This window comes from Duganella hordei (assembly GCF_040369125.1).
Classification (GTDB): Bacteria; Pseudomonadota; Gammaproteobacteria; order Burkholderiales; family Burkholderiaceae_D; genus Rugamonas; species Rugamonas hordei.
In genome coordinates this window covers 463,005-489,540 of sequence record NZ_BPWI01000002.1, presented here as the reverse complement: position 1 = coordinate 489,540, position 26,536 = coordinate 463,005, and the positions used below count along the sequence as shown (strand labels likewise).

Sequence of the window (26,536 nt, the reverse complement as noted above, 5' to 3'; positions counted from 1 at the left end):
ACGACGCTGCGGTCTTTTTGACGCGACTTCAGTCGTCCTTGGCGCCGTCGATGCCCAGTTCCGCGATCTTGCGGGTGATGGTGTTGCGGCCTATGCCCAGCCGCACCGCTGCGTCGTTCTTGCGGCCATGCGTGTGCTTGAGCGCGGTGCGTATCAGCGCCGATTCGAACTGCCGACCCAGCACCGCCATCACCTCCTGCTGACCGCCGCTGAGCATGGTGGCGGCCTGCACTTCCAGCAGACCCAGCCATGCATCAGGCGAACCGGACAGCGCATGCATGCTGCCCATGTCCGGCGCCGGGATCGCCGTCACCGTGCCGTGGTGCTGGATCGTGCTGTAGGTTTCCGCCGGCGCCGACGCCAGTGCCGGCAAGGCGTGTCCGCCGCCGCCCTGCTCCTGCGTCAACTCCAGCGGCAAGTCCTTGACCTCGACCGTCTGCCCCGGCGCCATCACCGTGATCCAGTTGCACAGGTTTTCCAGCTGCCGCACATTGCCAGGCAAGTCCAGGCCGCTGAGGAACTGCAAGGTGGCGTCGCTCATGCGCTTGGCTTCCACACCCAGCTGCTTGGCGCTTTGCACCAGGAAGTGGCGCACCAAAATAGGGATGTCCTCGCGGCGCTCCCTCAAACTGGGCAGGCGCAAGCGGATGACGTTGAGGCGGTGGTACAAGTCCTCGCGGAACAAGCCTTCGCGCACGCGCTGCTCGAGGTTCTGGTGCGTCGCCGTGATCACGCGCACATTGGCTTTCAGCGGCTGATGGCCGCCGACGCGGTAGAAGTGGCCGTCCGACAGCACGCGCAGCAAGCGCGTCTGCAAGTCGAAGGGCATGTCGCCGATTTCGTCGAGGAACAGCGTGCCGTTCTCGGCCTGCTCGAAGCGGCCGCGGCGTGTGGTCTGCGCGCCGGTGAAGGCGCCGCGCTCGTGGCCGAACAGTTCGGACTCCAGCAGGTCCTTCGGGATCGCCGCCGTGTTCAGCGCGATGAACGGCTGCGCCGCGCGCGGGCTGTGCTTGTGCAGCGCGCGCGCCACCAGCTCCTTGCCCGAGCCCGATTCGCCGGTGATCAGCACCGTCACATTCGATTGCGACAGGCGGCCGATGGCGCGGAACACTTCCTGCATCGCCGGCGCCTGGCCGAGGATTTCCGGCGTTTCCGACGGTCCCGATTCAACGCTGGTTTCGCGCAGGCTCTCGTCCAGCGCGCGGCGGATCAGCTCGACAGCCTTGTCGATGTCGAACGGTTTCGCCAGGTATTCAAAGGCGCCGCCCTGGAAGGCCGCAACGGCCGAGTCCAGGTCGGAGAAGGCGGTGATGATGATGACCGGCAGGCCCGGGAAGCGCGACTTCACCAGTTGCAGCAGGTCGAGGCCGGAGTCGCCCGGCATGCGGATGTCGGACACCAGCACTTGCGGCGTCTCGAACTCCAGTGCGGCGATCGCGTCGCGCGCATTGGCAAAACTCTTGGTGGCCAGGTTCTCCCGTGCCAGCGCTTTTTCCAGTACCCAGCGAATCGATTCGTCGTCGTCTACTATCCAGATTGGCTTCATGTGTTGTGTGTATCCCGCAATATGGATCGTCAATCAAGGGACTCGGCACCCGCCCCTGTATGCCACGGCTTATGGCAACGGCAACAGGATGCGGAAATCCGTGTATCCAGGCCGGCTCTCGCACTCGATCACCCCCATGTGCTGTTGCACGAAGGTTTGCGCAAGGGTCAATCCCAAGCCGCTGCCGCCTTCCCTGCCCGACACCAGCGGGTAGAAAATCCGGTCGCGGATCTGGGGTGCGATACCCGGTCCATTGTCAATGATATGCAAGTCTAATGCCAGCCCGTAACGGACCTTGGCCAAGGTGACTTGGCGCGCCACGCGCGTCTTAAAAACGATCTCCGCGTCGCCCGCCTCGATGCGCGCGGCCAGCGCCTGGGCCGCGTTATGCGCGATGTTGAGCACGGTCTGGATCAGCTGTTCCTTGTCGCCTCTGAACTCGGGGATCGAGGCGTCGTAGTCGCGCAGTATCGTCAGGCCGGACGGGAACTCGGCCAGCATCAGGCTGCGCACGCGCTCCAGCACTTCGTGGATGTTGACGTCGCCGACGATGTGCGGCCGGCGGTGCGGCGCCAGCAGGCGGTCGACCAGCGTTTGCAGCCGGTCCGCTTCCTTGATGATGACCTGGGTGTACTCGCGCAGCTGGCCGGCGTGCAGCGCGGGCAGCTCCATCTCCAGCAGCTGCGCCGCGCCGCGGATGCCGCCCAGCGGGTTCTTGATCTCGTGCGCCAGGTTGCGGATCAGCTCCTTGTTGACCTGGCTCTGGTCGAGGATGCGCTCCTCGCGGTCCAGCTTCAGGTGCTGCAGGTGTTCGCGCAGCTCGATCAGGATGTGGTCGGCCGGCTCGTCCAGCGCCGACACGATGCTGTGCACGTGCAGCGGATCGCGCCCCGCCCGCTCCAGCGCCAGGTCTTGCCGCAGGTCGGCAAACTTGTGCTCGCGCGCCTGCGCGCAGATGTGCTCCAGCTCGTCAGGGTTGAGGAACTGCGCGCTGAGCTTTTGCCGCGACAGCGCCTTGAGCGAGCTCTCCAGCAGATTCTCGGCCGCCGCATTGGCGTAGGCGATCTGGCCTTCGCCATCGAGCAGCACCACGGCGGACGCCAGCAGTTCCAGGCCGGCCAGCGCGGGCGGGCGGTTCATGGCTGCCACCGCGCGGGCGGCGATATTACTGACCAGGCTCATAATGGACTCACGGTAAATTCGCCTTCAACGGATATTCGCGATCTCACGTTTCAAGGCATCGACATTTTTTTCCGAGCGGCTGATGCTGTCGCGCAGCGCGGCCACCCGCTCCTGGTACTTGGCGTAGTTGCGCTCGTCGCCACGGCGTTCCGGCTCGCCGTTGTTGAACTCCTTGCGCAACTCCGCCAGCTTCTGCGATTCGTTTTTCAGCTCATCCTCGAGGATGCCGCGCCGGTCCGCGTCGCGCGCGCGCTGCTCGGCGCCATCGACGCGCGGAAAGTCGCCCGGCGCGATCGTCGGCAGCGACGGGCGCATGACAGGCACCTGGCGGCGCGCCGGCGCCGGCACCACGGTGCCCGGCAAGTCCATCGACTTGCAATAGCTGCCGCGATTGACGTCGGTGTATTCGATGCTGCCGTTCGGTAGCGTGCACTTGTAAATCACGCCTTGCGCGTGGACCCAGCCGCAGCCCATCAGCGCCAGCAAAATGCATCGTTTCAAACTAGTTATCATTCGTTATCCGTGGGTGGAACATTCCATCCCGAATATACAACATCCAATGAAAAACGCGGGGAAAGCTGCTGCTCGCCCCGCGTTTTTTACCGGCTACAAGCGCCTGCAACAGAGGCGCGTTGTATTACAGCGAGTAGTACATGTCGAACTCGGCAGGGTGAGTCGTCATGCGCATGCGCTGGACGTCCTGCATTTTCAGTTCGATGTAGGCATCGATCATGGAATCGCTGAACACGCCGCCACGGGTCAGGAACTCGCGGTCTTTGTTCAGGTGATCCAGTGCCTCTTCCAGCGACGAGCACACGGTTGGGATCAGCGCGTCTTCTTCCGGCGGCAGGTGGTACAGATCCTTCGATGCTGCCTCGCCCGGGTGGATCTTGTTGGCGATACCGTCCAGACCAGCCATCAGCAGTGCTGCGAAGCACAGGTAGACGTTGGCCAGTGGATCCGGGAAGCGGGTTTCGATACGGCGGCCTTTTGGATTGGCGACGTGTGGAATACGGATCGAAGCCGAACGGTTACGGGCCGAGTACGCCAGTTTGACTGGCGCTTCGAAGCCTGGGACCAGACGCTTGTACGAGTTGGTGCCTGGGTTGGTGATCGCGTTCAGCGCCTTGGCGTGCTTGATGATGCCGCCGATGTAGTACAGCGCGGTTTCCGACAGGCCGGCATAGCCGTCGCCGGCGAACAGGTTGACGCCGTCTTTCCAGATCGACTGGTGCACGTGCATGCCCGAACCGTTGTCGCCAACGATAGGCTTAGGCATGAAGGTGGCGGTCTTGCCATAGCTGTGGGCCACGTTCCAGACCACGTATTTCAGGTTCTGGGTCCAGTCGGCGCGCTCGACCAGGGTCGAGAACTTGGTGCCGATTTCGTTCTGGCCGGCGCCGGCCACTTCGTGGTGGTGCACTTCGACCGGGATGCCCAGCGATTCCAGGATCAGGCACATTTCCGAACGCATGTCCTGGAAGCTGTCGACTGGTGGCACTGGGAAGTAGCCGCCCTTGACGGTAGGACGATGGCCGCTGTTGCCGCCTTCGATTTCCTTGTCGGTCGACCACGACGCTTCGTCGGAATCGATCTTGACGAAGCAGCCGGACATGTCGATCTTCCAGCGCACGCTGTCGAAGATGAAGAACTCAGGCTCAGGGCCGAAGTAGGCGGTGTCGCCCATGCCGGACGATTTCAGGTAGGCTTCAGCGCGCTTGGCGATGGAGCGTGGATCGCGGTCGTAACCCTTGCCGTCCGACGGTTCGATCACGTCGCACTGCATGAACAGGGTGGTTTCTTCCATGAACGGGTCGATGTTCGCGGTGTTTGGATCTGGCAGCAGTATCATGTCCGATGCTTCGATGCCCTTCCAGCCGGCGATCGAGGAACCGTCGAATGCGTGACCCGATTCGAACTTGTCGATGTCGAAGTGCGACACAGGCACGGTTACGTGCTGTTCTTTACCACGGGTGTCGGCGAAACGGAAATCAACGAATTTGACTTCGTTTTCCTGGACCATTTTCAGAACTTCTGCGGCTGTCATTGCCATGCGTATCTCCTAAAGGAATGTGGGACTCGTGCGCTCTAATAAGCAGTATCCGTGCCAGCCTGAAACTCATATTAATATGCCGATAGCATCTTTGAACTTGCTGGTAAATGAATCTAAAATCGGCCAGCAGATCGAAATGCCTATATTTGCGGCAGATCAACATAGCACCAATTCAGTGCATTTCTCAAATATTGCACCTATTTTGTGCGCATTGGGAATTTTTCTAAAAACTGCACGACTTTGGTGCGTGCGTGTATCGGGCTTGAACAGGAAGCCTATAATAAACTTAATCTTATTTCTGGAACATGACATGAGCACGATAGACGATATTCTCGCGCTGGCGCGCAGCCGCAGCAGGGACTGGCCCTATGCCGGCGCGGTCACGCCGCAGGAGGCGTATGAGCTGGTCAGTGCCGACAACGCCGTCAAGCTGGTCGACGTGCGCACCAATGCCGAGCGTGACTGGGTCGGACGGGTCACCATACCGGAAGCCCAACATGGTGCGGTGCAGTGGAGCACCTATCCGGGCGGGAACGCCAACCACGAGTTCATCGAGCAGCTGAACTCGGTGGCCCGCAAGGACCAGGTGCTGCTGTTCCTGTGCCGCTCCGGCGTGCGTTCGCGCAACGCCGCCAAGCTGGCCACCGAGCACGGCTACCAGCACTGCTACGATATCCTGGAAGGCTTCGAGGGCGACAAGGACGAGCACGGCCACCGCAAGAACGTCAACGGCTGGTGCAAGGCCGGCCTGCCATGGACCGGAGCATAACCTTCGCCGTCATTCCCGCGCAAGCGGGAATCCATGCTGAGGCACACACGGATGCGTTCTATGGATTCCCGCCTGCGCGGGAATGACAGCGGGGTGCGGATTAGACCGGCACCGCCTCGTCGGCGGCCGGCGACATTTCGCCCATCAGGAACTGGATGCGCTTGCGCACGAACTGTATGTGGCTGCGCAAGCCATACAAGCCATCGGCAAAGGACAGCGGGATCGATACCTGGTTGACCAGCTCCTCGATCTCGTTGAGGCGCTTGAGCTGCTCCTCGTAGACCTGCATGCGCGTCTCCTCCTGCGCCTCCTCCACCCTTTGCTCCACCGCGCGCAGCTGGCCGTACCAGCGGTACACGCGCGAGCGGATGCGCCACACGTACAGCGGCGGCACCACCTTGGACAGCGGCAGTATCAGCGCGCCCAGCGCCACCACCACGACCCACATGCGGTCGAAGAAATTGGCCAGCCAGAAGGTCATGTAGCGCTGCAGCAGCGGCGGACCGCTCTTGTAGAACTTGGCCGCCTCCGAATCGACCGGAATCTCGGTGTACTTGGCCGACGGGAACTGCCCCTGCTGCGAGAACCAGCCGGCGCCGCCGTGGATGCTGCTGGCCGCCTGCACGAACAAATCCACCAGCGCCGGATGCAGGTCGTCGCGCGCGACCAGCGTGGCGGTCGGCGCGATCAGGTTGTAGTCCTCGGACGGGATATCGCGGCCCAGGTCGACGATCCCCTGCGGCAGCACCACGTGGCTCAGGAACGGCAGCTTGCGCGCGTAGGCCTCGGCCTGGGTGAAATTGAACAGCTTGATGCCCGGCGTTTGCAGCAGCATCTGGATCAGCGGCGCCTCCGGCGCGGAGGTGAACACCAGGCCGTCGATGCGGCCTTCCAGCAGCTCCACCGTGGCCGGCGTGTTGGCCAGCGAGAAGCGCTCGACTTCGCCCTTCTCGACGCCGTTCAGCTCCAGCACCTGGCGCAGCAGGCGCGGCGAGCCGGCGCCCTTCGGGCCGTAGTTGATCTTCATGCCCCTCAGCTGGCTCAACTGGGTGATGGGCTTCTTGCCCTTGGTTTCGCGCAGGAACAGCCACAGCGGCTCGACAAACAGGCTGCCCAGCGAGGTCAGGCCTTCGCGCTCGGCGGCCTCCTCGTTGGTGGAGCCGCTCTGGACGAAGGCGATGTCGACCTGGCCGGCCTTGAGCAGCTTGAGGTTTTCGCTGGAGCCGGCGGACGGCATCAGCGTCACCTTGACGCCATGCTTGGCCAGCGCGGCCGCGTATTTCTTGCCGAATTCCTCGTAGGCGCTGTTTTCCTGGCCGGTGGCCAGGCGCACCGTGCGCGGCGGCGCCGGGTCAACCAGCCAGTAGGCCAGCAGGCAGACGCCGGCGATCAGCGCAATGGTGGGGGCGGCGGCGACAAACAAGTCCCGCATCGAGAATTGCGTGAACTTGAGGATTTTGGACATGTGATGGCGCATAGGTTTCATGGGCTGATACATTGCCAACAAATGAGCAACTATGCAAGGGAATCCGGGGTCAGATCCGACATTTGGACACGAGCTCTGCCGTAACGGCCGTTACGGCAGAGCTCGTGTCCAAATGTCGGATCTGACCCCGGATTTAGATCAGCCGCCGCAGGCCTGCAGCGGCGGTTTCACGACTGCGGGCACTTCTCCCCCGGCTTTCGCGACCAACGCCACGGTGGCGGGCTTCGCCACGGGATTGGGTTCGATCAGCGGCATCAGGCTCGGCGCCAGCACCACCAGCAGCTGCACCGGCAGCGCGCTGGTGAAGTCGTAGTGCTTCGACTCCGGCCCGTGCACGTAGGCCGTCATCGAACCGAAGAAGCGCTCGCCGATATTGAACACGAACGTGGCCGACCGGTTCACATAGCGCGACTCGATCAGCCGCCCGCCGCCGCCGTACACGTCGAAGCGCTGGTCGCCGGTGCCGGTCTTGCCGCCGACCGGAATCACCTTGCCGTCCGATCCGACGAAGGCCATGCGCGCCCGCTTGGCCGTGCCGTCCGACACCACGCCGCGGATCGCATCGGCCACCACCCGCGCCACCTCGGGCGACAGCACCTGCTCATTGGCGGTCGGCTTGCCCTTGGTGACCACCGTTTCATACGGCGTGTCCTTGGCGAAGTGCAGCGAGCTGATGCGCTGGCTGCTCTTGCGCACGCCGCCGTTGACGATGATCCCCATCAGCTCGGCCAGCGCGGCCGGACGGTCGGCCGACGCGCCCAAGGTGGTCGCATACGAGGGCACCAGCGATTCGAACGGATAGCCCATTTTCTTCCACTGCTTGTGGATTTCCATGAAGCCCTCGACCTCGAGCAGCCCGGCGATGCGCTTGTCCTGCGCGTGCTTGTGATGGGTCTTGAACAGCCACTGGTAAACCTCCTGCCGCTCCTTCTCGCTGGCCGCCGTCATCTCCGACAAGGTCGCGCCCTGGTGCAGGCGCATATAGGCCGCCATCCACAGTTCCAGCGGGTGCACGCTGGCCAGGTACCCGCGATCGGCCAGCGACCATTTGTCGATCGAATACTGGTCGTACAGCTTGGCCACGCGCTCTTCCGGCACTTCGTTCTGCGACGGCAGGTTGTCCTTCAGGAAGGCCGCGAACTGCTCCTGGCTGGCCTGCGGATACACGGTGCGGTGGATCACCGCCAGCCGCACCGGCGTGCTGCGGATGTTGGCCAGCAGGATCTTGTCCAGTTCGCCTTCCGGCTTGCCCTTGTACTTGGCGTAGAAGCGGCCGAGGAATTCCTTGCCTTCCTTGTCGGCGAAGCGGGCCAGGTACTGCGCGCGGCGCGGATCGTCCGAGTCGGCCAGCAGCGAGGCCGACGAGCCCGGCGTCTGGAACATGTAGAACTTGGCCACGTCGCGCATCAGGCGCACGAACACCAGGTTGGTCGAATGGCGCAGCGCCTCGGTCACCGTCAGGATCTTGCCGTTGTCTTCCTTGGAAAAGTTGCCGAAGTGGTGCAGGCCGCCGCCGGTGAAGAAGCCTTCGCCGGGATTGCCCGAATACTTGCGCTCCATGGCCGCGTTCAGCATCGGCGTCAGCTCGCGCCCGCCCTTCTCGATCGGCAGCGCCTTGAAGTAGTCCAGCGCCCACAGCGACAGCTTGTCCTGCGGATCGACCGTCACCTTGCCCAGCGCGGCCGCGTCCATGCCGGCGTACTTCTTGTGCATCTGGTCCATGATGTCCAGGTAGGTCACCAGCGTGCGCAGCTTGGCGGTCGAGCCCAGGTCCAGCTTGGCGCCTTCGTTGATGTCCAGCGGCTGGTCGAAGTTGTCGGTCTGCAGGCGCAGCAGGTTGTTCTGCTCGCCCTTTTCCAGCAAGGTGAAGCTGTACACCACGTTGGCCGGATCGCCGTTGCCCAGCATGCCCTTGCCGGTCAGGCCGGCGGCCTTGGCCTTCTCCGGATCGCGCAGATCGCGCAGCACCTGCGTGACGGCGGTCTGCGCCTGCGCGTCGAGCGTGCTGACCACGCTCAGGTCGAGGCGGTCCAGGTTGTACATGCGGTTGTCGCCCAGCAGGTTGGCCAGGTGGTTGCGGATCGCGTTCGACGCCTTGCGGCTGACGAAGGTCATCGCCGGCGCCGACTGCAGGCCGTTGCCGGTGGCCGGATGCAGCTTCTGCTGCAAGGCCATGTCGCGCATCGCCGGCGTGATCACGCCGTCGGTGGCGAGGATGCGCAGGTGGCTGTTGGCCAGGATTTCCAGGTCCTCGGCGCCGTCGCCCAGGTAGTAGCTGGGGCGGCGCTGCGCGATCATCAGGCTCAGCGCTTCCTTGAAGGTCAGCGCGGTTTCGGCGTCCGGGTTGTCGAGCTTGCCGGCCAGCAGGCGGTTGACGTCGGCGAACTGGCGGCCGTACCACACCCACATGCCGTCGCCGATGCCGTTCACTTCGCCGTAGCCGGGCTTGGCCGACAGCGGCACCGTGTTCAGGTAGTCGAGCACGATGCGGCGGCGCGCCTTGGTCGTGTCCGGACCGTCCTGGTAGGAGCGCAGGCTGGCCGAGACCATCTGCTGCAGCTTGTCCTTCATCGAGCCGGTGCGGCCTTCCGGCGAGTGGCGGTATTTTTCGATCTGCGTGGCCAGCGTGCTGCCGCCCGCCGCGCGATGGCCGCCGGCCACCGAGCTGACGCTCTTCTCGATCACCGCCTTGCCCAGGCGGTCCCATTCGACGGCCGGATTACGCGTCGGATACTTGGTGTCCAGCAGCTCGCGGTTCTCGATGAACAACAGGCTGTTAATCAGGGCCATCGGCGCCTGCTCGAACCTGGTGTAGATGCGTTCCGGATAGCTGGCGGCAAACAGTTCCTGCGCGCGGCAGTCGACGATGGTCAGGCCGGTCTTGGTCTTTTCGCGATAGGTGGCGAACACGCCCATGTCGGCCAGCTCGGCCATCTTCGGCGAGATGCGGACCTGCGCGCTGACCTGGTAGTCGCGCTGGCTGAGCTTGCCCAGATAGTCCGGCAGGCCGGCGTAGCCGAGGCGCTCGTCGTACGGGCTGTCTTTCGGGAAGCGGATCGACTTGCTGGCGCCCGGCTCCATCTTGTACGTCATCTTGCCGACCAGGTCGGTGAACACGCGCGCCTGCATGCTGGAGGTACGGGTTTCCTGTACCCCCCAGTAGACGGCAAACGATACGCCGATCAGCAGCACCAGCAGGAAGGCGTTGCGCGAACGCTTGCTCTTCGGTGCCGACGGCGGTGGCGGCGCGTCCATCTGGGCATGGGCCAGATGCGCTTCGGTTTGTTCGGGAGTGGGCGCAGGCACGACATGCAGATGCCGCTTGTTGCGATAGCCAAAAGCCGCGGCGCCTGCGCGCAATTTGCGCACTGCGCGGACTACGATACGGGGCCGGCGGAAACGACGATTGCTTAACATATGATTCAAACCGGTCAGCTGTTTCAGTAAAACGTACTTGGATGCTTCCACTCCATTGCACCACATCGGAGCCGTGCCAGCGGGCGAAGACGCACAATAATTTTACTGCGCCGTTTGTTTTTCGCAAAAAAACAACGGCGTTCTCTCCGAGGGAGGAACGCCGTCTACGCCCGATTGATAACAACCAAGCACTAACTGTTGCTGAACTCTACATTGAGTTTCTTCAGTTCCGCGCACAGGTACTCGAACGCCTCGGCCGTCTGCACCGGTTCGCCCTTGACGCCCAGCTCGATATGGCGGCGCCGCTTGGCGTCGCCCACGCTCGGCAGGCTGAACACCTTCACCCGCGCGAACCGCGCTTCGATCGCCACCATCAGCGGCGTCAGCGCCGACTCGGCCGCCTCGTACACGAACACCGATTGCTCGCTGTGCGGCTCGCGGTTGAACAGGTCGGCGTAATGGTGGTCCAGCACCCACTCGATCATCGGCCACGCCATGACCGGGAAGCCCGGTACGAAATAGTGCTTGTGCAGCGCGAAGCCGGCGATGTTGTTGTACGGATTGGGGATCAGCGCCGCGCCTTCGGCAAACTCGGCCATCTTGAGGCGGTGCAGGTTCTCGGCCGAGTTCAGGTCCGCCGGCTGGCCGGCCTCCTGACCCATCTGCAGGATGCGCTGCTGGATGTTGATCTTGCCCTGCTCGTGCATCACCAACGGCAGGCCCAGCGCGTCGGCGGCGGCCTGGCGCGTGTGGTCGTCCGGCGTGGCGCCGATGCCGCCGCAGCAGAACACGATGTCGTCGCTGGCGAAGGTGCGCTTCAAGGTGGCGGTGATGCGCTGCGGATCGTCGGCCAGGATTTCAGCCCAGCCCAGTTGCAGGCCGCGCGCCGCCAGCAGTTGCAAGACCTTGGGGAAGTGTTGATCGACGCGCCTGCCGGACAGGATTTCGTCGCCGATGATGATGAGTCCGATCGCCATGGTTTCCTTTCAGATGGTGATTTCTTTGACCTCGACCGCGTCGGCGCGCAGGCGCGCCAGCGCATCGAGGCAATAATACGCAAACCACAGGCCGGTGAAGATAAAGATCAGCACATACAGCCAGATCGAGATCGCCGCCAGGAACGGGAACAGCACCACCGCCATCACGCCGCCCAGCCAGATCGCGCCCGGCAAGGCGCCGGCCGCGCCGGAGACGATGCCGATGACCAGCAGCCGCCAGCGGTGCTCGGCCAGGATCTGGCGGCGCTCGTCGGCGCTGGCGTAGTCGGCCAGCGCATCGTAGACCATCACCCGCGTCGTCAGCCAGCCCCACAGGCAGGCCTGCACCGCCACCGCCAGCGGCGGGAAGGCGTACAGCGGCAAGGTCACGATCCACAGGCCGATGAAGATCGCCATGCCGCCCAGCGCCACGCCGGCGCTGCCCAGCAGGGTGCCGCCCTTGCGCTGCTCCAGCTGCGGATAGTGGCGGCGGCCGACGTGGCGGCCGATCAGCGGCATCGCCACCACGCCGATGAAGACCAGCGCCGTCAGTATCATCAGCGGCAGCAGCAACAGCATCGCGATCAGCGGCACGACGACGGTTTTCAAGGCGCCCAGCCCAAGCGAGCTGAGCAGACTACCGCTGCGGGCGAAGCCGTCGTGCTCGGTGAACAGCAGGTGCAGCCAGTCGACCAGCGGCTGCAGGCCCAGGTACAGCAGCACCGCCCACACGCCGACCGCCAGCAGGAACGGAACCACACTCATCGCCAGCATCCTGCCGTGCCATTGCGACAGGAAGGCGCGGCCCCAGGAGCGTAATACATTTGTCATCAGACCACATCCTTGCGTGCGTATTCAACCATGCGCTTGAGCGCCAGCCAGTGCTGCGACCAGAAGCCCCTGCCGTAGTCGCGGCCAGGCGCGACCACGCCGTCGGCGCCGGTCCGCGGCAGTTGGTCGCGGATGCCGGTGGCTTCGAACCGCGGCGTGAAATTAGCGGTGCGGAAGATGATATCCCATACCGGCAGCAGCACGGCGAAATTGCAGCCGCCCAAGGTGCCCTTGCCATGCGATTCGTGGCCGACGCCGATCGCGTGGTGCAGGCGGTGGTAGCGCGGCGACACCAGCAGCCATTCGCCGACGCGGCCGAAATGGATGCGCACGTTGGCGTGCTGCAGGCTTTGCAGGATGCGCGACACCGACACCAGCATCACGTACTGCGACGGCTCGACGCCGATGCACAGCGCGATGACGCCCATGTAGACGTCGCGCAGCAGGTCGTCGAGCAGGTGGTTGCGGTTGTCGCTCCACAAATTCATGTTCTGCTGGCTGTGGTGCAGGCCGTGCAGCGCCCACCACCAGTTGAACTGGTGCGAGGCGCGGTGGTACCAGTAATCGAAGAAGTCCAGCACGACGAAATACACCAGGAAGCTGCCCAGGGGACTGATGCCTGGCCACAGCGATTCGAGGTTGAACGGCTGGAAGCTCTCGAAGCGCAGCGCGGCGGCCACGCTGTCCATCAGCGGGTCGAGCGTGAAGAAGATCAGCACAGAGAACAGGCCGACGCGGTGCAGCACCGTGTAGATGAAGTCGTTCCAGCGCGCGCGCGGGTCGTTGAACTTGTGCACCGGGATCATCGCCTCCAGCGGGCGCAGCACCAGGAACAGCAGCAACAGCTCCAGCACGCCGATCAGCAGCCACTCGGTGCCTTCGAACGCCTCCTCGATAAATTCGCCGAAGCCGAGCTGGAACACCAGCGGCTGTATCGCCGTCTCGAACAACCAGCCTTGGGCGGCGCCCAGCCAGTCGGAAAATAATTGCATCATTGGTGCTTGGAATTCGTCTTGAATGAGGCGCGGTAGCCCGGGTGCTCGCGCAGCGTGGCGAAGCAATAGCCTTTTTGCTCCAGGCCGCTGATCAACGGTTCCAGGTTGGCCGGCGCCCACGCATCCTTGCGCGACCAGATGCCCATGTGGGCAAGGAAGATGTCGCCGTCCCGCAAGTCGCGCAGGGACTTTTGCAGCAATACCGCATTCGGGTAGGCGGTGCTGGAAAACTCGTCGCCGGAGAGGCCGGCCGGCGCCCAGCCGACGTGGGCGTAGCCGCAGGACTTGGCCACCTCCAGCGCATGGGGCGTGGTGCGGCCGGCCGGAGCGCGCCAGATCGGGTCCAGATGCCGGCCGGTCAGCTCGGCGAAGCGCAGGTCGACGCGCTTGATTTCCTCGCAATACTGGTCCGGCGTGAAGGTACGGACCTTGCCGGCCTGCGCGCCAAAGCCCGGCTTGGCCAGGATGGCGCCGCCGGCGCCGTCCTTGACCAGCACGTCGTGGTCGAAGGTGTGCGAGCCGAACACATGGCCTTCGGCGACGCGGGCCTTCCAGTAGGCCGACCACGACGGGTCCAGCGAATAATCGCCCTTGACGGTTTTTTCGTTGGCCAGGAAGAAGGTGGCCTTGATCTTGTGGCGGTTCAGCGTGTCGGCGATCAGCTCGGCCTGGGACTGGCTGCCGGTGTCGAAGGTCAGGTAGATCGTGCCCTTGCAGGCCGCGCGCGGCGCGGCCGACTCGGTCTTCGCGGCGGCGATGGCGGACGCCGTCGCCAGCGCCGGCTGGGCGCTGGCCGGCGACACGGTGCTTGCCGCGCCGGTGCTTGCAGCGGCGGCGGCGGCCATGCCGGCCGCCTTGGCCTCCGCCGCGCGCCGCGCCGGACCGTTGAGGTTGCGGGCATGGGCGTTGGCGGCGCGGGCCGCGTCGTTCAATTCGCGCGCGTCGCTGTTGGCGGCCTTGGCCGGGTCGGCCGCCATGGCCGCCGGCGAAACAGCGAGCGCCAGCGCCAGCAGGGTCGGGGCGGCAGCGCTGTTCATCACATGCGCTGGGCCGAGTTGAAGAAGAACACGCCGTGCGGCGAACGCCCCACCGGTATCAGCTTGGTGACCTTGCGGGTGGCCAGGTCGATCACGGCCACTTTCTTGATCCAGCGCAGGGTGACCCACATGGTCTTGCCGTCGGCGGTGATTTCCATGCAGTCCGGGCCGCCCGGCACGTTGATCTGGCCGACGTTTTCCAGCGTCTTCTGGTCGATGATGTTGATCGAATTGGAGACCCGGTTCGACACATAGGTCAGGCGGCCGTCGCCGGCGGCGCGGAAGTTGTGCGCGCCCTGGCCGGTCTTGATGCGCTTGACGGTCTTCTGGGCTTTCCAGTCGATCACCTCGACGTAGTCGCTGCCCATGATGCCGACCAGCAGGTATTTGTCGTCCGGCGTCATGGCGATGCCGGCCGGCAGCTTACCGACCGACATGGTCCACTTGACGGCCTGCGTGCCCAGGTCGATGGCGCTGATCTGGTCGCTGCCCTGCTGGGTGATGAACACCATGTTGCTGGCGGCGTTGAACGCCATGTGACTGGGCAGCTTGGCCAGCGGGATGCGCTTGGCCAGGGTCAGGTTGGCGCCGTCGTACTTGTACAGGTCGACGCGGTCCAGCCGCAGCGAGTTCGACACGAACCATTTCTGGTCCGGGGAAAAGCCGATCTGGTAGGGGTCGAGGATATCCTTGATGCTGCGCTGGACCTGGCCGCTTTTCGGATCGAGGAAAATCAGTTCGTTGCCGACCGAGCTGGCGACGATCAGGGACTTGTTGTCCGGCGTGGCCATCAGGTGGTGCGGCTCCTTCCCGACCGGGAAGGTGGAGAGGTCTTTGTAGGTGTCCTGGTCCAGCAACTGCACGGTGGCGTCACGCGAATTAAGGACCACCACCACGTTGGCCTGCGCGCTGCCGATCGCGGAGATGGCGCAGACACAGGAAAGGACGATACGGCGGAAACTGCAGAGCATGAAAAATCGCTTGAAAGAGCAAAACGTTTATTTTACGTGCAAACCGAACCGTTACGAGACAAAAGCGGACAATTATTCCCGTGCCGGGGGCCCAGCTGCGCGCCCTGCTACAATTCAGGGCTGTCTTTAACGTATCCATAGAAGGAAAATCATGACCACCATCACCACCGAATCCGGCCTGCAGTACATCGAACTGACCGTGGGCGAAGGCGCCGAAGCCAAAGCCGGTCAAAACGTCACCGTGCACTACACCGGCTGGCTGCGCAACGACGACGGCACCAAGGGCCCGAAATTTGACTCCAGCAAGGACCGCAACGATCCGTTCGAATTCGCGCTGGGCGCCGGCATGGTCATCCAGGGCTGGGACCAGGGCGTGCAAGGCATGAAGATCGGCGGCGTGCGCCAGCTGATCATCCCGGCCGAGCTGGGCTACGGCTCGCGCGGCGCCGGCGGCGTGATTCCGCCGAATGCGACGCTGATTTTTGATGTAGAACTGCTGGGCGTCTAAACGCCAGACTTAGCGCTGCCAATTACGGCGCAGCGCTTCCAGCTCGGCCCTGGTGTCGAGCATGCCGCCGACGATGCGCTGGTCGATCGCTTCCAGCAGCGCCGTCGGCATCTCGGTGCCGGCCGCGCGGTAGGCGCCCATGGCCGGCAGCGGCCGCGCGCTCTGCACCAGCACCGGTATCCGCCACTCGTCATTGGCGCGGCAGGCGATCCCCACCAGATCCTGGCTCAGGCCGACCAGCGTGAAGCTGCGGCAGTAGCCGCCCTCGTTCGACAAAAAACTCAGACCGACCCGCACATCGCCTTCGGACGGCACGGCGCCGCCCATCTGCTGGCTCAAGCTCGTGGCCAGCTTGCCCTGCGCGACCAGCATGCCGTTGCGGCTGGCCACCGCGGTCGGCGCCATCGCCGGCTCGCTGAACCAGCCCGGCTGCCAATGCGCCAGGCCGAACTTGCCGGCCGCCAGGCCCAGCACCATCACCAGCGCCAGCGCGCCCCATTCCGGCCAGCCCCAATGGCGCCGCGCCGCCTTGCGCGCCGCTTGCTGCGCCGCGGCGCGGCTGGCCCGCACGTCGGCCAGCTGCACCACGTTGGGCGCGCGCCGCGAGCGCAGGCCGGACGGCGCCTGGTCGGCAAACACCTCGTCGCGCGCGGCCCGCAGGCGCGCCACCCGCCGCGCGATGCTGCCGTCGCCGCGCATGGCGGCTTCGACGGCGAGGCGGGTCGCGTCGTCCAGGTCGCCGTCGGCGTAGGCTATCAAGGTCTCGTCTGAAAAGGTCATGGTCCTGTCCTCAGTCGTCCCATCATAAACCTTTTTCAGCGCGGACGCGGGTTCGGAAAAACCGGGTATCGCCTGTAAATACAGGGGTTTTATTGCGGTGCAGCGTGGCGCGGCAGCTACTGTAAGGGCTACTTCGAACAGAAACCATTACATTTGACAATATTTATGCTAATCTGCGCGCTCTAATAACCAAGGAGGTAGTAATGAAAAAAGGCGAATTGATTGCAGAATTTGCGAAACGCACCGAGATGTCAGCTGCTGCCGCCAACGGTGCAGTGAACACTCTGATCGCCATCGTGACTGAGCGTCTGAAAAAAGGCGACACGGTCGGCATCACCGGCTTCGGCACCTTCTCCGTTGCCAAGCGTGCTGCACGCAAAGGCCGCAATCCTGCAACCGGCGAAGCGATCAAGATCGCTGCGTCGAAAACTCCTAAATTCTCGGCTGGCGCGACCCTGAAGTCGGCAGTCAACCCGACGAAAAAGAAGTAATCGCAGGAACTCCCGGCACGCGGCGTTCGCGCCGCAGTGCCAGTGCCCGCGAGGGCACCGGAAACGGCGGCGCATGCCAGGTCCACGACCTGACATGTCCGCCGTTCTGTTTTTGAGTAAGCCCTCTAGCGGTTTTTCCTGCGGCCGGGGTTATGATGGCGCATCCCCATTCCGCCCCTAGGAGAAATGATGAGTTTAGAAGAGCAATTCGCGCAGGCCCAGCTCGATTCCAAGAACCTGCCAGAGCGTCCGGACAACATGACGCTGCTGAAGATTTACGCGCTGTTCAAGCAAGCCTCGGCCGGCGACGCCACCGGCGACCGTCCAGGCATGACCGACTTCGTCGGCCGCGCCAAGTTCGACGCCTGGGCCGCGCTCAAAGGCACGTCGCTGGACGAAGCCAGGCAGCAGTACATCGACCTGATCGAAGACCTGAAGTAAAAACCCGGGGTCAGATCTGAAAATTGGACACGACCTCTGCCGTAGCAGCTGCTACGGCAGAGGTCGTGTCCAATTTTCAGATCTGACCCCGGATTTCAGGCGAAGACCTTGCGCATTTTCTCGGCCACCTTGGCCTCGATCTGCGACGAGAACGCGCCGTACAGGAAACCCAGCGCGATCTGCAGCTGCGCTTCGCTCGGGCGCAGCGCCAGCGAGCCGTTGACGCCGCTGCGCTCGAAGCGCAGCACGTCGCCGTCCCAACGGCATTCCAGTTCGAATTGTTCGGCCAGCTTGTCGACCACCTGCTGCGCGGCCGCGCGGGCCTGCTCCGGCGCCAGGCTGTGCGCCTGGACGATGTTGATGTCGGCCATCCGGCTTCCTCTGTGAATTAAGCGAAGGCGACATGATGCCAGTTGCGCCTCAGGCGCGCCAGCCCAGCAGCGCCAGCATGGCGAAAAATCCGGCCACGTAGGCCAGCGGCACATGCCAGCCCTGGCGCAGCCAGCGCCCGACCGAGCGCGATTCCGGGTACATGCCGCTCAGCGCCACCCCGGCCGACGAGCCGAACCAGATCATCGAACCGCCGAAGCCCACCGCGTAGGCGACAAAACCCCAGTCGAAACCGCCCTGCCGCAGCGCCAGCGCCGTCAGCGGGATGTTGTCGAACACGGCCGAGACGAAACCGATGCCCAGCGCGATCGGCCACGACGCCGGCGGCAGCGCCTCGACCGGCATCATCGACGCCGACCACACCAGCGCCAGCAGGAACACGGCGCCGCGCAGCGCGCCCGGCAGCTCGCTCCAGTCGGGCCGGCGCAGCGCGGCGCTCAGCAGCAGCGCCAGCCACACCGCCGCGCCGACCAGCGGAAAGGACGCGCCCAGCGCCGGCCAGTACAAACTCGACAACAAATTGGCGGCGATCGCCGCCAGCAGCACCAGCGCCACGATGCCCAGCCGGATCCAGTCGACGCGGACGCCCGGCGGCGCATCCTTGACGATCGGCGACCAGGCCTGCTGCTGCAGCGCGGCCGGCACCGCGCACACGGCCAGCGCCACCACCGCCGCCACGTAGGCGTGCAGCACCTGGCCCGGCGCCACGCCGGCCAGCCACATCATGGTGGTGGTGGTGTCGCCGACCACGCTGCCGGAGCCGCCGGCGTTGGAGGCGGCGACGATGGCCGCCAGGTAGCCCACGTGCACGCGGCCGCGGAACACGCCGCGCGCCACGGTGCCGCCGATGATGGCGGCGGCGATATTGTCGAGGAAGCTGGAGGTGAGGAACACCAGCACCAGCAGCATCAGCGGCCCCTTCCAGTCGTCCGGCATGTAGTGCGGCAGGACGGCGGGCACCTGGCTCCTTTCAAAATGCCTGGCCAGCAGCGCAAAACCCAGCAGCAGGCCCAGCAGGTTGGCCAGCCCCACCCACTCGCGCCCCGCGTGCGCCAGCAGGCCCGCCATGCCGACGCCTTCGGCAAACGGCGAGAACAACACTTTATAGACGCTGATCACCAAGGCCCCGGCCAGCGCGCTCACCATGGTGCTCACGCGGCCGAACGCCACCATGCCCAGGACGGCGGCGAACAGGAAAAATTCCAGCGGCATGGCGCTCATGCACTCTCCATTACGAATTTGCTTATACGTATTGTATATAAGCGCAATTTGTGAGAAATAGCGAATTACCTTAAAATACAGTGCTTTGCTGAGGTTAGCCGGGCCATCCCACCGCCGCCGACGCTGCAGCACACCAACATTGATAGGACTGTTATGACCCACGTTGTCACCGAATCTTGCATCAGCTGCCGTTACACGGATTGCGTCGATGTTTGCCCGGTAGATTGTTTCCGCCAAGGCCCGAACTTCCTCGCCATCGATCCCGACGAGTGCATCGACTGCGCCGTCTGCGTGGCCGAATGCCCGGTCAATGCGATTTTCGCCGAGGAAGATGTGCCGGGCGACCAGCAGCAATTCATCAAAATCAACGTCGACCTGGCGCGCAACTGGCCTTCGATCACCAAGACGATCCCGCCTCTGCCGGAAGCGGATCAGTTCAAGGACGTCAAAGAAAAACTGCACCTGCTGGTACGCTAAGACCCTCCCGTCTGGCAGGCGGCACCGGGCAGCGCGTCGAGCGAGCACCAGTGTTGCCTAACCACTATTGAAATAACAGGAATCCAAGTATGAATAGCACTGTCACCCCAACTGGCGTCATCGAAGCCGATGCCGTCATCATCGGCGCCGGCCCGGTCGGCCTGTTCCAGGTCTTCGAACTGGGCCTGCTGGAAATCAAAGCCCACGTGATCGATTCGCTGGGCGCCGTGGGCGGACAGTGCGTGGAACTGTATCCGGACAAGCCGATCTACGACATCCCTGCCGTGCCGTCGTGCACCGGCCAGGAATTGACCGACAACCTGCTCAAGCAGATCGAGCCGTTCGAGCCGACCTTCCACCTGGGCCAGGAAGTGACCAAGGTCGAGCGCCGCGACGACGGCCGCTTCGACGTGGAAACCAGCGCCGGCACCCGCTTCATCACCAAGACCATCTTCATCGCCGCCGGCGTCGGCTCGTTCCAGGCGCGCACGCTGAAGGTCGACGGCATCGACGTGTTCGAAGGCTCGCAGCTCCACTACAAGGTCAAGGATCCGGCCCAGTTCGAAGGCAAGAACCTGGTCATCTGCGGCGGCGGCGACTCCGCGCTGGACTGGGCGCTGAACTTCGTCGGCAAGGCCGAGTCGGTGGTGCTGCTGCACCGCCGCGAAGACTTCCGCGCCGCGCCGGCCTCGGTGGCCAAGATGAAAGCGCTGTGCGACGACTACGAAATGCAGCTGATCATCGGCCAGGCCACCGGCCATGAAGTCGACGCCGACGGCAAGCTGTCGCAGCTGAAGGTCACCGGCGCCGACGGCGTCACCCGCCGCGTGCCGCTGGACATGCTGCTGGTGTTCTTCGGCCTGTCGCCGAAGCTGGGTCCGATCGCCGAATGGGGCCTGGACATCGAGCGCCGCCAGCTGAAGGTGCAAAACACCGAGAAGTTCGAGACCAACGTGCCGGGCATCTTCGCCGTGGGCGACATCAATACCTATCCGGGCAAGAAAAAACTGATCCTGTCGGGCTTCCACGAAGCCGCGCTGGCGGCCTTCGGCGCGGCGCCCTACATCTTCCCGGACAAGAAGATCCACATGCAATACACCACCACCTCGCCCAAGCTGCACAAGGTGCTCGGCGTGGAAACCCCTGTGTTCGATTAAGCACATAAGCAACTGTCCTACACAAAAGCAGCGGAAACGCTGCTTTTTTTATTGGTTCGGCAGTATTATTGTTTGACACGCAGCGCGTTGTGGATAACACGTACGCTTGCTCAGCGGTATTTTGGAATGCTTTACGTCACCAACAAATATTCTATAATTGGCTTATGATGTAAACATTGGTGCACCGCACCAAGTCTCGACCGGGAATACATATGCTCTACCAACTGCACGAAATGCAACGCTCATTCCTGACGCCCCTGATGCAATGGGCTGACGCGTCCTCCAAACTGTTCACCAACCCCGTCTCGCCGCTGGCCCACACGCCGTTCGCGCAACGGATCGCCGCCGGCTACGAACTGATGTACCGGCTGGGCAAGGATTACGAAAAACCGGCGTTTGAAATCGACAGTACCGACGTCAAGGGCGAGACTGTCGGCATCATCGAGCAGGTGGTTGTCAACAAGCCGTTCTGCCGCCTGATCCATTTCAAGAAGGACCTGGACGCCAAACAGACCAAGGCGCTGAACCAGCCTACCGTGCTGCTGGTGGCGCCGCTGTCCGGCCACCACTCGACGCTGCTGCGCGACACCGTGCGCGGCCTGCTGCACGAGCATGACGTCTTCATCACCGACTGGACCGACGCGCGCATGGTGCCGCTGTCGGAGGGCGCGTTCCACCTGGACGACTACGTCTTCTACGTGCAGGACTTCATCCGCGCGCTCGGCCCCGACGTGCACGTGATCTCCGTCTGCCAGCCCACCGTGCCGGTGCTGGCGGCGATCTCGCTGATGGCGACGGAAAAAGACCCCAAGCTGCCGAAGACCATGACCATGATGGGCGGCCCGATCGACCCGCGCCGCTCGCCGACGCAGGTCAACAACCTGGCCACCGAAAAGAAATTCTCGTGGTTTGAAAACACCGTGATCTACGCCGTGCCGCCGAACTACCCGGCCTTTGGCCGCAAGGTCTACCCCGGTTTCCTGCAGCACGCCGGCTTCATCGCGATGAACCCTGGCCGCCATGCGCAGAGCCACCGCGAGTTCTACATGCACCTGGTCGAAGGCGACGAGGAAACGGCGGAAAGCCACCGCAGGTTCTACGACGAATACAACGCCGTGCTGGACATGCCGGCCGAGTACTACCTGGACACCATCAAGACCGTGTTCCAGGACTTCGCTCTGCCCAAGGGCACGTGGAAGATCGGCGGCAAGCTGGTGCGTCCGCAGGACATCACCACGGTGGCGCTGTTCACCGTCGAAGGCGAGCTGGACGACATCTCCGGCGCCGGCCAGACCCAGGCCGCGCATGACCTGTGCAGCGGCATTCCGGCCGACATGCAGCAGGACTTCGTGGCGCCAGGCGCCGGCCACTACGGCATCTTCTCCGGCCGCCGCTGGCGCGAAATGGTGTGCCCGAAGATCACCGAGTTCATCAAGAAACACGGCTGAGTCCAGCCCCTCCTCCCCGCCTCATCCTAAAGGGCCCATGTGTTGCATGGGCTCTTTATGTTTTTCACCAAGCGCATAATAATTTTTCGCAGATAGCGCTTCCAGCGGCATCGCGTAATCGGCGCGTCACACGGCATCCCTAGTCTGTAACGCTTTCTCACTGACTACGGATTTTTCGCCATGCATTTCGCCCCTACGCGCCCGCTCGTGCTGGCCTTCAGCGTCGCCCTCGCCCTGAGCGCCTGCGGTTCAAATTCCGAAGACCAGCCGCTGCTCATTCCGGCCGCGCCGGCCGACCAGGGCGCGGCGGAAGTGGTCGCCGTGCCGGCCGCCACCGCCTTTGTCGACACCGCCGCCACCAACCAGCGCGGCGACGCCCGCTACGCCACGCTGGCCACCAACGCCGGCGTGCGCGTGCTGGGCGGCTTCCTCGCGGTATGGAAGCCGCTGACCGAGATCGTCGACGCCGGCGTGACCGCGCCGGCGGTGGACGGCTTCCCGGCCGTGACCGCCTCGACCTGGAGCGGCGTGCCCAACGACGGCAACCCGGACGGCACCATCGTCAACGCCGCCGTGCACGCGGCCAACATCGCCTACGTGGTCAACGCCACCGCCAACCGCAGCGCCGCGCAGGCCACGCAAGCCTACCTGGACGACCGCCGCGGCAAGGGCTACAGCGTCACCGACGGCCTGGGCCCGCTGACCGCCGCCTGGCGCGCGGCCGCGCAGCAGACCACCACCATCACCGCGGTCGCGGCCGACGCCACCAGCGTGCTGTACAACGACGGCGGCAACAACACCGGCGTGGGCGGCAGCGCCAACGCCGGCTTCGGCAGCGTGGTCGACCTGGTCAACCTGGTCGGCAACAACGCCTCGACCGAGCCGGCCAAGCGCTTCTACAAATACGCCCGCCCCTACCGCTGGAGCAGCGCCGTGCAAGTGCTGCCGGCGCTGGTGCCGGCCAAGAGCGCCACCCCGACCACCGACGGCGGCTTCACCAGCGGCCACTCGGCCGAGGCGACGCGCGACGCGGTGGCGATGGCCTACGCGCTGCCGGAGCGCTACCAGGAACTCATCAGCCGCGGCCTGGAGCTGGGCGAATCGCGCATCCTGGCCGGCATGCACTCGCCGCTGGACGTGCTGAGCGGCCGCATCCTCGGCCAGGCCAGCGCCGCCGCCAACCTGGCCGACGCCGCCAACGCGGCCAAGAAAGCCGCCGCCGTCGCGCAGGCCCACGCCACGCTGATGGCCGCCACCTCGACCACGGCCGACACCTTCGCCGCCTACGCGCAATCGGGCACCGTCGCCAGCGACCGCTTTGCCGACTATGCCGCCAACAAGGCCAACTACCTGCGCCGCAGCACCTACGGTTTCGCGCCGATCGGCGCCACCACCGCCGCAGCCACCGTGCCGAAGGGCGCGGAAGTGCTGCTGGAAACCCGCCAGCCCTACCTGAGCGACGCCCAGCGCCGCGTGGTGCTGAAGACCACGGCGCTGCCGTCCGGCTATCCGGTGATGGACGATCCCGAAGGCTGGGGCCGGTTGAACCTGTTCGCGGCGGCCGACGGCTACGGCGCCTTCAGCGGCAACGTGGTGCTGAGCATGGACGCGGCCAAGGGCGGCTTCAACGCGGCCGACCGCTGGCGCAACGACATCGGCGGTACCGGCAAGCTGGTCAAGCAAGGCAGCGGCACGCTCAAGCTGGCCGGCAACAACAGCTGGACCGGCGGCACCGAACTGACGGCCGGCGCGCTGCAGGGCGACTCGGCCACCGCCTTCGGCAGCGGCGACGTCTATGTCAGCGGCGGCACGCTGATCGCCAACGCGCCGGCGGCCCTGAAGCTGGCCGGCAAATACACGCAGCTGAGCGGCAGTACCACGCTGGAGCTGGACATCGGCGGCGGCGCGCAAGGCAGCATGACGGTGGCCGGCACCGCCACCATCGCCGGCGGCACGCTGCGCGTGAAGTTCGCCAACGGCTACAAGTCCAAGGCCGGCGACAGCCTGACCGTGCTGACGGCGGGCAGCCTCAAGGGCAAGTTCACCACCGTCACGGTGGACGGCTACGCCAACGTCACCCCGGTCTACAGCACCACCACGCTGTCGCTGACCATCGGCGGTTAAGCCTGGCAGAGCCCGGCAAGATATCCCCAAATATATCACGACGTGATATATTTGGGTCATGACAGCCAAATCCCCTCCCGCGCTGAGCAAGTCCGACTTCGCCGCGCTCTCCGAATTCCGTTTCCAGATGCGCCGTTTCGAGCGCTTTTCCGAAGACGTGGTGCAAGCCCACGGCATCACGCCGCTGCAGTACCTGCTGCTGCTGCACATCAAGGGCTACCCGGGCCGCGACTGGGCCACCGTGGGCGAGCTGGCCGAGCGCCTGCAGGCCAAGCACCACGGCGTGGTGGCGCTGGTCTCGCGCTGCGAGGCGATGGGCCTGGTCGAGCGCCGCAACAGCGCCATCGACCGCCGCCGCGTGGAAATCCACCTGCTGCGCGAAGGCGAAACCATCCTCGCCCAGCTGGCCGAACAACACCGCATCGAACTGCTGTCGCTGGACGGCGTCTTCACCATCCCACGACTGCGCCATGAATAAACCCTACGACTCCCGCCGCGACTTCGACGGCAACTCCCGGCTGATCCTGATCGCCAGCATCGCCGCCGTGGTCGGCGCGCTCAGCACCGTGACCGCCGACCTGCTGCTGCACGCGATCCGCTTCTTCACCAACCTGTTTTTCTTCCAGAAGCTGTCGACCAGCTTCACCTCGCCCGCCACCAACACGCTGGGGCTGTGGGTGATCGTGGTGCCGGTGATCGGCGGCCTGGTCATCGGCCTGATCGCACGCTACGGCTCCGAGGCGATACGCGGCCACGGCATTCCGGAAGCGATCGAGGCGATCCTGTTCAAGAGCAGCACGATGTCGCCCAAGGTGGCCGTGCTCAAGCCGCTGGCCTCGGGCATCGCCATCGGCAGCGGCGGCCCGTTCGGCGCCGAAGGCCCGATCATCATGACCGGCGGCGCGGTCGGCTCGCTGATCGCCCAGCACTTCCACCTGAGCGGCGCCGAGCGCAAGGCGCTGCTGGTGGCCGGCGCCGTGGCCGGCATGACGGCGGTGTTCGGCACGCCGATCGCCGCGCTGCTGCTGGCGGTGGAGCTGCTGCTGTTCGAACTGCGCCCGCGCAGCTTGGCGCCGGTGGCCGTGGCCTGCGCGGTGGCCGGCTTCCTGCGTCCGCTGCTGATCGAGAGCGGCCCGCTGTTCCCGCTGCATACGGCGGTGCTGCCGCCGTCGGCGCTGCTGTCCTGCCTGGTCGGCGGCCTGCTGTGCGGCGCGCTGGCCTGGGTGCTGTCGACCGCGCTGTACCGGGTCGAGGACGGCTTCCACAAGCTGCCGGTGCACTGGATGTGGTGGCCGGCCATCGGCGGGCTGGCGGTCGGCATCGGCGGCTACCTGCAGCCGCGCGCGCTGGGCGTGGGCTACGACGTGATCGCCGACCTGCTCAACAACCATCTGGCGGCCGGCGTCATCGCCAGCGTGCTGGTGGTCAAGGCCGTGATCTGGCTGCTGGCGCTGGGCTCGGGCACGTCCGGCGGCGTGCTGGCGCCGCTGCTGATGCTGGGCGCCGGCCTGGGCGCCCTGGTCGGCCCCTACCTGCCCGGCGGCGAGCCGGCCGTGTGGCCGCTGGTGTTCATGGCCGCCACCCTGGGCGGCATGATGCGCGCGCCGGTGATGGCGGTGGTGTTCGCGTTCGAGCTGACGCACGACGTCAACACGCTGCTGCCGGTGCTGGCCACGTCGACCGTGGCCTACGCCTTCACCGTCATCACCATGCACCGCTCCATCCTGACCGAGAAGATCGCCCGCCGCGGCCACCACATCTACCGCGAATACGGCATCGATCCGATGGAGCGCCACAGCGTGGCCGAGGTGATGACGGCGACGGCAACCAGCATCGACGCGCAGGCGCTGATCGCCGACGTGCTGGCCAGCCACTTCGGCGCGGACCAGCGCCACCGCGCCTTCCCGGTGGTGCGCGACGGTGCGCTGGTGGGCATGCTGGACCGCGCCGGCATCGAAAGCAGCGCGCGCGCCGCCGGCGCCGCGCGCGTGGGCGAGCTGTTCGGCGTCAACGTGCCGATCTTCGCGCTGGCCGACGAAACCTGCCGCGCGCTGGCCACGCGGCTGGCCGTGCACCAGCTGGAGCGGCTGCCGGTGGTCAGCGACGCCCGGTCGCGCCGGCTGATCGGCATCGTCAGCCGCAGCGACTTGATCAAGCCGGCGCTGAGCCTGCACGCGGAGGAACTGGAGCGGCAGACCGTGCGCCGCGTGTGGCCGGCGAAACCGCGCTCCTGAC

Annotated in this window: 24 protein-coding genes; 10 read left to right on the top strand and 14 right to left on the bottom strand. The window is 64.9% G+C overall.

Annotated elements, in window-relative coordinates; translation table 11 throughout:
- Nucleotides 1–28: 28 nt before the first annotated feature.
- From ntrC to glnA, 4 genes are all read right to left on the bottom strand, one after another.
- Nucleotides 29–1,546, bottom strand: a complete 1,518-nt coding sequence (gene ntrC, locus ABWW33_RS06465; RefSeq protein ID WP_176655539.1) for a nitrogen regulation protein NR(I) — start codon at nucleotides 1,544–1,546, stop codon at nucleotides 29–31.
- A gap of 69 nt (nucleotides 1,547–1,615) precedes the next feature.
- On the bottom strand, nucleotides 1,616–2,728 hold the full coding sequence (glnL, locus tag ABWW33_RS06460; RefSeq protein WP_176655538.1) for a nitrogen regulation protein NR(II): 1,113 nt from the start codon (nucleotides 2,726–2,728) through the stop codon (nucleotides 1,616–1,618).
- A gap of 24 nt (nucleotides 2,729–2,752) precedes the next feature.
- Nucleotides 2,753–3,241 carry a DUF4124 domain-containing protein gene (locus ABWW33_RS06455; protein ID WP_353400156.1) on the bottom strand — a complete coding sequence of 163 codons (489 nt, stop codon included), beginning with the start codon at nucleotides 3,239–3,241 and terminating at the stop codon, nucleotides 2,753–2,755.
- A 124-nt stretch (nucleotides 3,242–3,365) separates the two neighbouring features.
- On the bottom strand, nucleotides 3,366–4,781 hold the full coding sequence (glnA, locus tag ABWW33_RS06450) for a type I glutamate--ammonia ligase (RefSeq protein ID WP_176655536.1): 1,416 nt from the start codon (nucleotides 4,779–4,781) through the stop codon (nucleotides 3,366–3,368).
- Between the two features lie 310 nt (nucleotides 4,782–5,091).
- Between glnA and ABWW33_RS06445 the strand changes: the two genes are divergently transcribed.
- Nucleotides 5,092–5,550 (top strand): rhodanese-like domain-containing protein, encoded by a 459-nt coding sequence (locus tag ABWW33_RS06445; protein ID WP_176655535.1) that lies wholly within the window; start codon nucleotides 5,092–5,094, stop codon nucleotides 5,548–5,550.
- Nucleotides 5,551–5,650: 100 nt separating this feature from the next.
- Here ABWW33_RS06445 and ABWW33_RS06440 read toward each other — a convergent pair whose 3' ends face one another.
- The 7 genes from ABWW33_RS06440 to ABWW33_RS06410 form a co-directional block, all read right to left on the bottom strand.
- Entirely contained in the window at nucleotides 5,651–7,015 is a 1,365-nt protein-coding gene (locus tag ABWW33_RS06440) for a TAXI family TRAP transporter solute-binding subunit (protein WP_176655534.1), read from the bottom strand.
- A gap of 159 nt (nucleotides 7,016–7,174) precedes the next feature.
- Nucleotides 7,175–10,291, bottom strand: a complete 3,117-nt coding sequence (locus ABWW33_RS06435) for a transglycosylase domain-containing protein (RefSeq protein ID WP_176655667.1) — start codon at nucleotides 10,289–10,291, stop codon at nucleotides 7,175–7,177.
- Between the two features lie 353 nt (nucleotides 10,292–10,644).
- On the bottom strand, nucleotides 10,645–11,430 hold the full coding sequence (locus ABWW33_RS06430) for a competence/damage-inducible protein A (protein ID WP_176655533.1): 786 nt from the start codon (nucleotides 11,428–11,430) through the stop codon (nucleotides 10,645–10,647).
- 9 nt (nucleotides 11,431–11,439) lie between these two features.
- Nucleotides 11,440–12,261 carry an EI24 domain-containing protein gene (locus ABWW33_RS06425; protein WP_176655532.1) on the bottom strand — a complete coding sequence of 274 codons (822 nt, stop codon included), beginning with the start codon at nucleotides 12,259–12,261 and terminating at the stop codon, nucleotides 11,440–11,442.
- On the bottom strand, nucleotides 12,261–13,256 hold the full coding sequence (locus ABWW33_RS06420) for a sterol desaturase family protein (RefSeq protein WP_353400151.1): 996 nt from the start codon (nucleotides 13,254–13,256) through the stop codon (nucleotides 12,261–12,263). Before ABWW33_RS06420 ends, ABWW33_RS06425 begins: the two co-directional genes overlap by 1 nt.
- Entirely contained in the window at nucleotides 13,253–14,293 is a 1,041-nt protein-coding gene (locus ABWW33_RS06415) for a polysaccharide deacetylase family protein (RefSeq protein WP_353400148.1), read from the bottom strand. Before ABWW33_RS06415 ends, ABWW33_RS06420 begins: the two co-directional genes overlap by 4 nt.
- Nucleotides 14,293–15,264 carry a YVTN family beta-propeller repeat protein gene (locus ABWW33_RS06410; protein ID WP_353400145.1) on the bottom strand — a complete coding sequence of 324 codons (972 nt, stop codon included), beginning with the start codon at nucleotides 15,262–15,264 and terminating at the stop codon, nucleotides 14,293–14,295. The genes ABWW33_RS06415 and ABWW33_RS06410 overlap by 1 nt, the downstream gene beginning before the upstream one ends.
- A gap of 151 nt (nucleotides 15,265–15,415) precedes the next feature.
- Here ABWW33_RS06410 and ABWW33_RS06405 point away from each other — a divergent pair, with 151 nt between their 5' ends.
- The gene (locus ABWW33_RS06405; RefSeq protein ID WP_176655529.1) at nucleotides 15,416–15,772 is read left to right on the top strand and encodes an FKBP-type peptidyl-prolyl cis-trans isomerase; all 357 of its coding nucleotides are present in this window, start codon (nucleotides 15,416–15,418) and stop codon (nucleotides 15,770–15,772) included.
- A gap of 9 nt (nucleotides 15,773–15,781) precedes the next feature.
- Here the strand turns inward: ABWW33_RS06405 and ABWW33_RS06400 are convergent, their stop codons facing one another.
- Nucleotides 15,782–16,552: a hypothetical protein gene (locus ABWW33_RS06400; protein WP_176655528.1), complete on the bottom strand. Its 771-nt coding sequence runs from the start codon at nucleotides 16,550–16,552 to the stop codon at nucleotides 15,782–15,784.
- Nucleotides 16,553–16,755: 203 nt separating this feature from the next.
- Between ABWW33_RS06400 and ABWW33_RS06395 the strand changes: the two genes are divergently transcribed.
- Both ABWW33_RS06395 and ABWW33_RS06390 read left to right on the top strand, forming a co-directional pair.
- Complete coding sequence (locus tag ABWW33_RS06395) at nucleotides 16,756–17,043, top strand: HU family DNA-binding protein (RefSeq protein ID WP_090316135.1); 288 nt, start codon at nucleotides 16,756–16,758, stop codon at nucleotides 17,041–17,043.
- A gap of 189 nt (nucleotides 17,044–17,232) precedes the next feature.
- On the top strand, nucleotides 17,233–17,484 hold the full coding sequence (locus ABWW33_RS06390) for an acyl-CoA-binding protein (RefSeq protein WP_353400704.1): 252 nt from the start codon (nucleotides 17,233–17,235) through the stop codon (nucleotides 17,482–17,484).
- Nucleotides 17,485–17,579: 95 nt separating this feature from the next.
- Here ABWW33_RS06390 and ABWW33_RS06385 read toward each other — a convergent pair whose 3' ends face one another.
- Entirely contained in the window at nucleotides 17,580–17,855 is a 276-nt protein-coding gene (locus ABWW33_RS06385) for a polyhydroxyalkanoic acid system family protein (RefSeq protein ID WP_353400141.1), read from the bottom strand.
- Between the two features lie 49 nt (nucleotides 17,856–17,904).
- Entirely contained in the window at nucleotides 17,905–19,095 is a 1,191-nt protein-coding gene (locus ABWW33_RS06380) for a citrate transporter (protein WP_353400138.1), read from the bottom strand.
- 153 nt (nucleotides 19,096–19,248) lie between these two features.
- On the opposite strand from ABWW33_RS06380, the gene fdxA reads away from it, so the two are divergent.
- From fdxA to ABWW33_RS06350, 6 genes are all read left to right on the top strand, one after another.
- A complete protein-coding gene (gene fdxA, locus ABWW33_RS06375) occupies nucleotides 19,249–19,572 on the top strand; it encodes a ferredoxin FdxA (protein ID WP_008445669.1) in 324 nt (107 codons plus the stop codon).
- A gap of 89 nt (nucleotides 19,573–19,661) precedes the next feature.
- Nucleotides 19,662–20,729 carry an NAD(P)/FAD-dependent oxidoreductase gene (locus tag ABWW33_RS06370; protein WP_176654509.1) on the top strand — a complete coding sequence of 356 codons (1,068 nt, stop codon included), beginning with the start codon at nucleotides 19,662–19,664 and terminating at the stop codon, nucleotides 20,727–20,729.
- A 212-nt stretch (nucleotides 20,730–20,941) separates the two neighbouring features.
- Entirely contained in the window at nucleotides 20,942–22,177 is a 1,236-nt protein-coding gene (locus tag ABWW33_RS06365; RefSeq protein ID WP_353400135.1) for a polyhydroxyalkanoate depolymerase, read from the top strand.
- Between the two features lie 180 nt (nucleotides 22,178–22,357).
- Nucleotides 22,358–24,301 (top strand): phosphatase PAP2 family protein, encoded by a 1,944-nt coding sequence (locus ABWW33_RS06360; RefSeq protein ID WP_353400133.1) that lies wholly within the window; start codon nucleotides 22,358–22,360, stop codon nucleotides 24,299–24,301.
- Nucleotides 24,302–24,359: 58 nt separating this feature from the next.
- The gene (locus ABWW33_RS06355) at nucleotides 24,360–24,779 is read left to right on the top strand and encodes a MarR family winged helix-turn-helix transcriptional regulator (protein ID WP_176654512.1); all 420 of its coding nucleotides are present in this window, start codon (nucleotides 24,360–24,362) and stop codon (nucleotides 24,777–24,779) included.
- Complete coding sequence (locus ABWW33_RS06350) at nucleotides 24,772–26,535, top strand: chloride channel protein (RefSeq protein WP_353400130.1); 1,764 nt, start codon at nucleotides 24,772–24,774, stop codon at nucleotides 26,533–26,535. Before ABWW33_RS06355 ends, ABWW33_RS06350 begins: the two co-directional genes overlap by 8 nt.
- The last annotated feature ends 1 nt before the right edge of the window (nucleotide 26,536 follow it).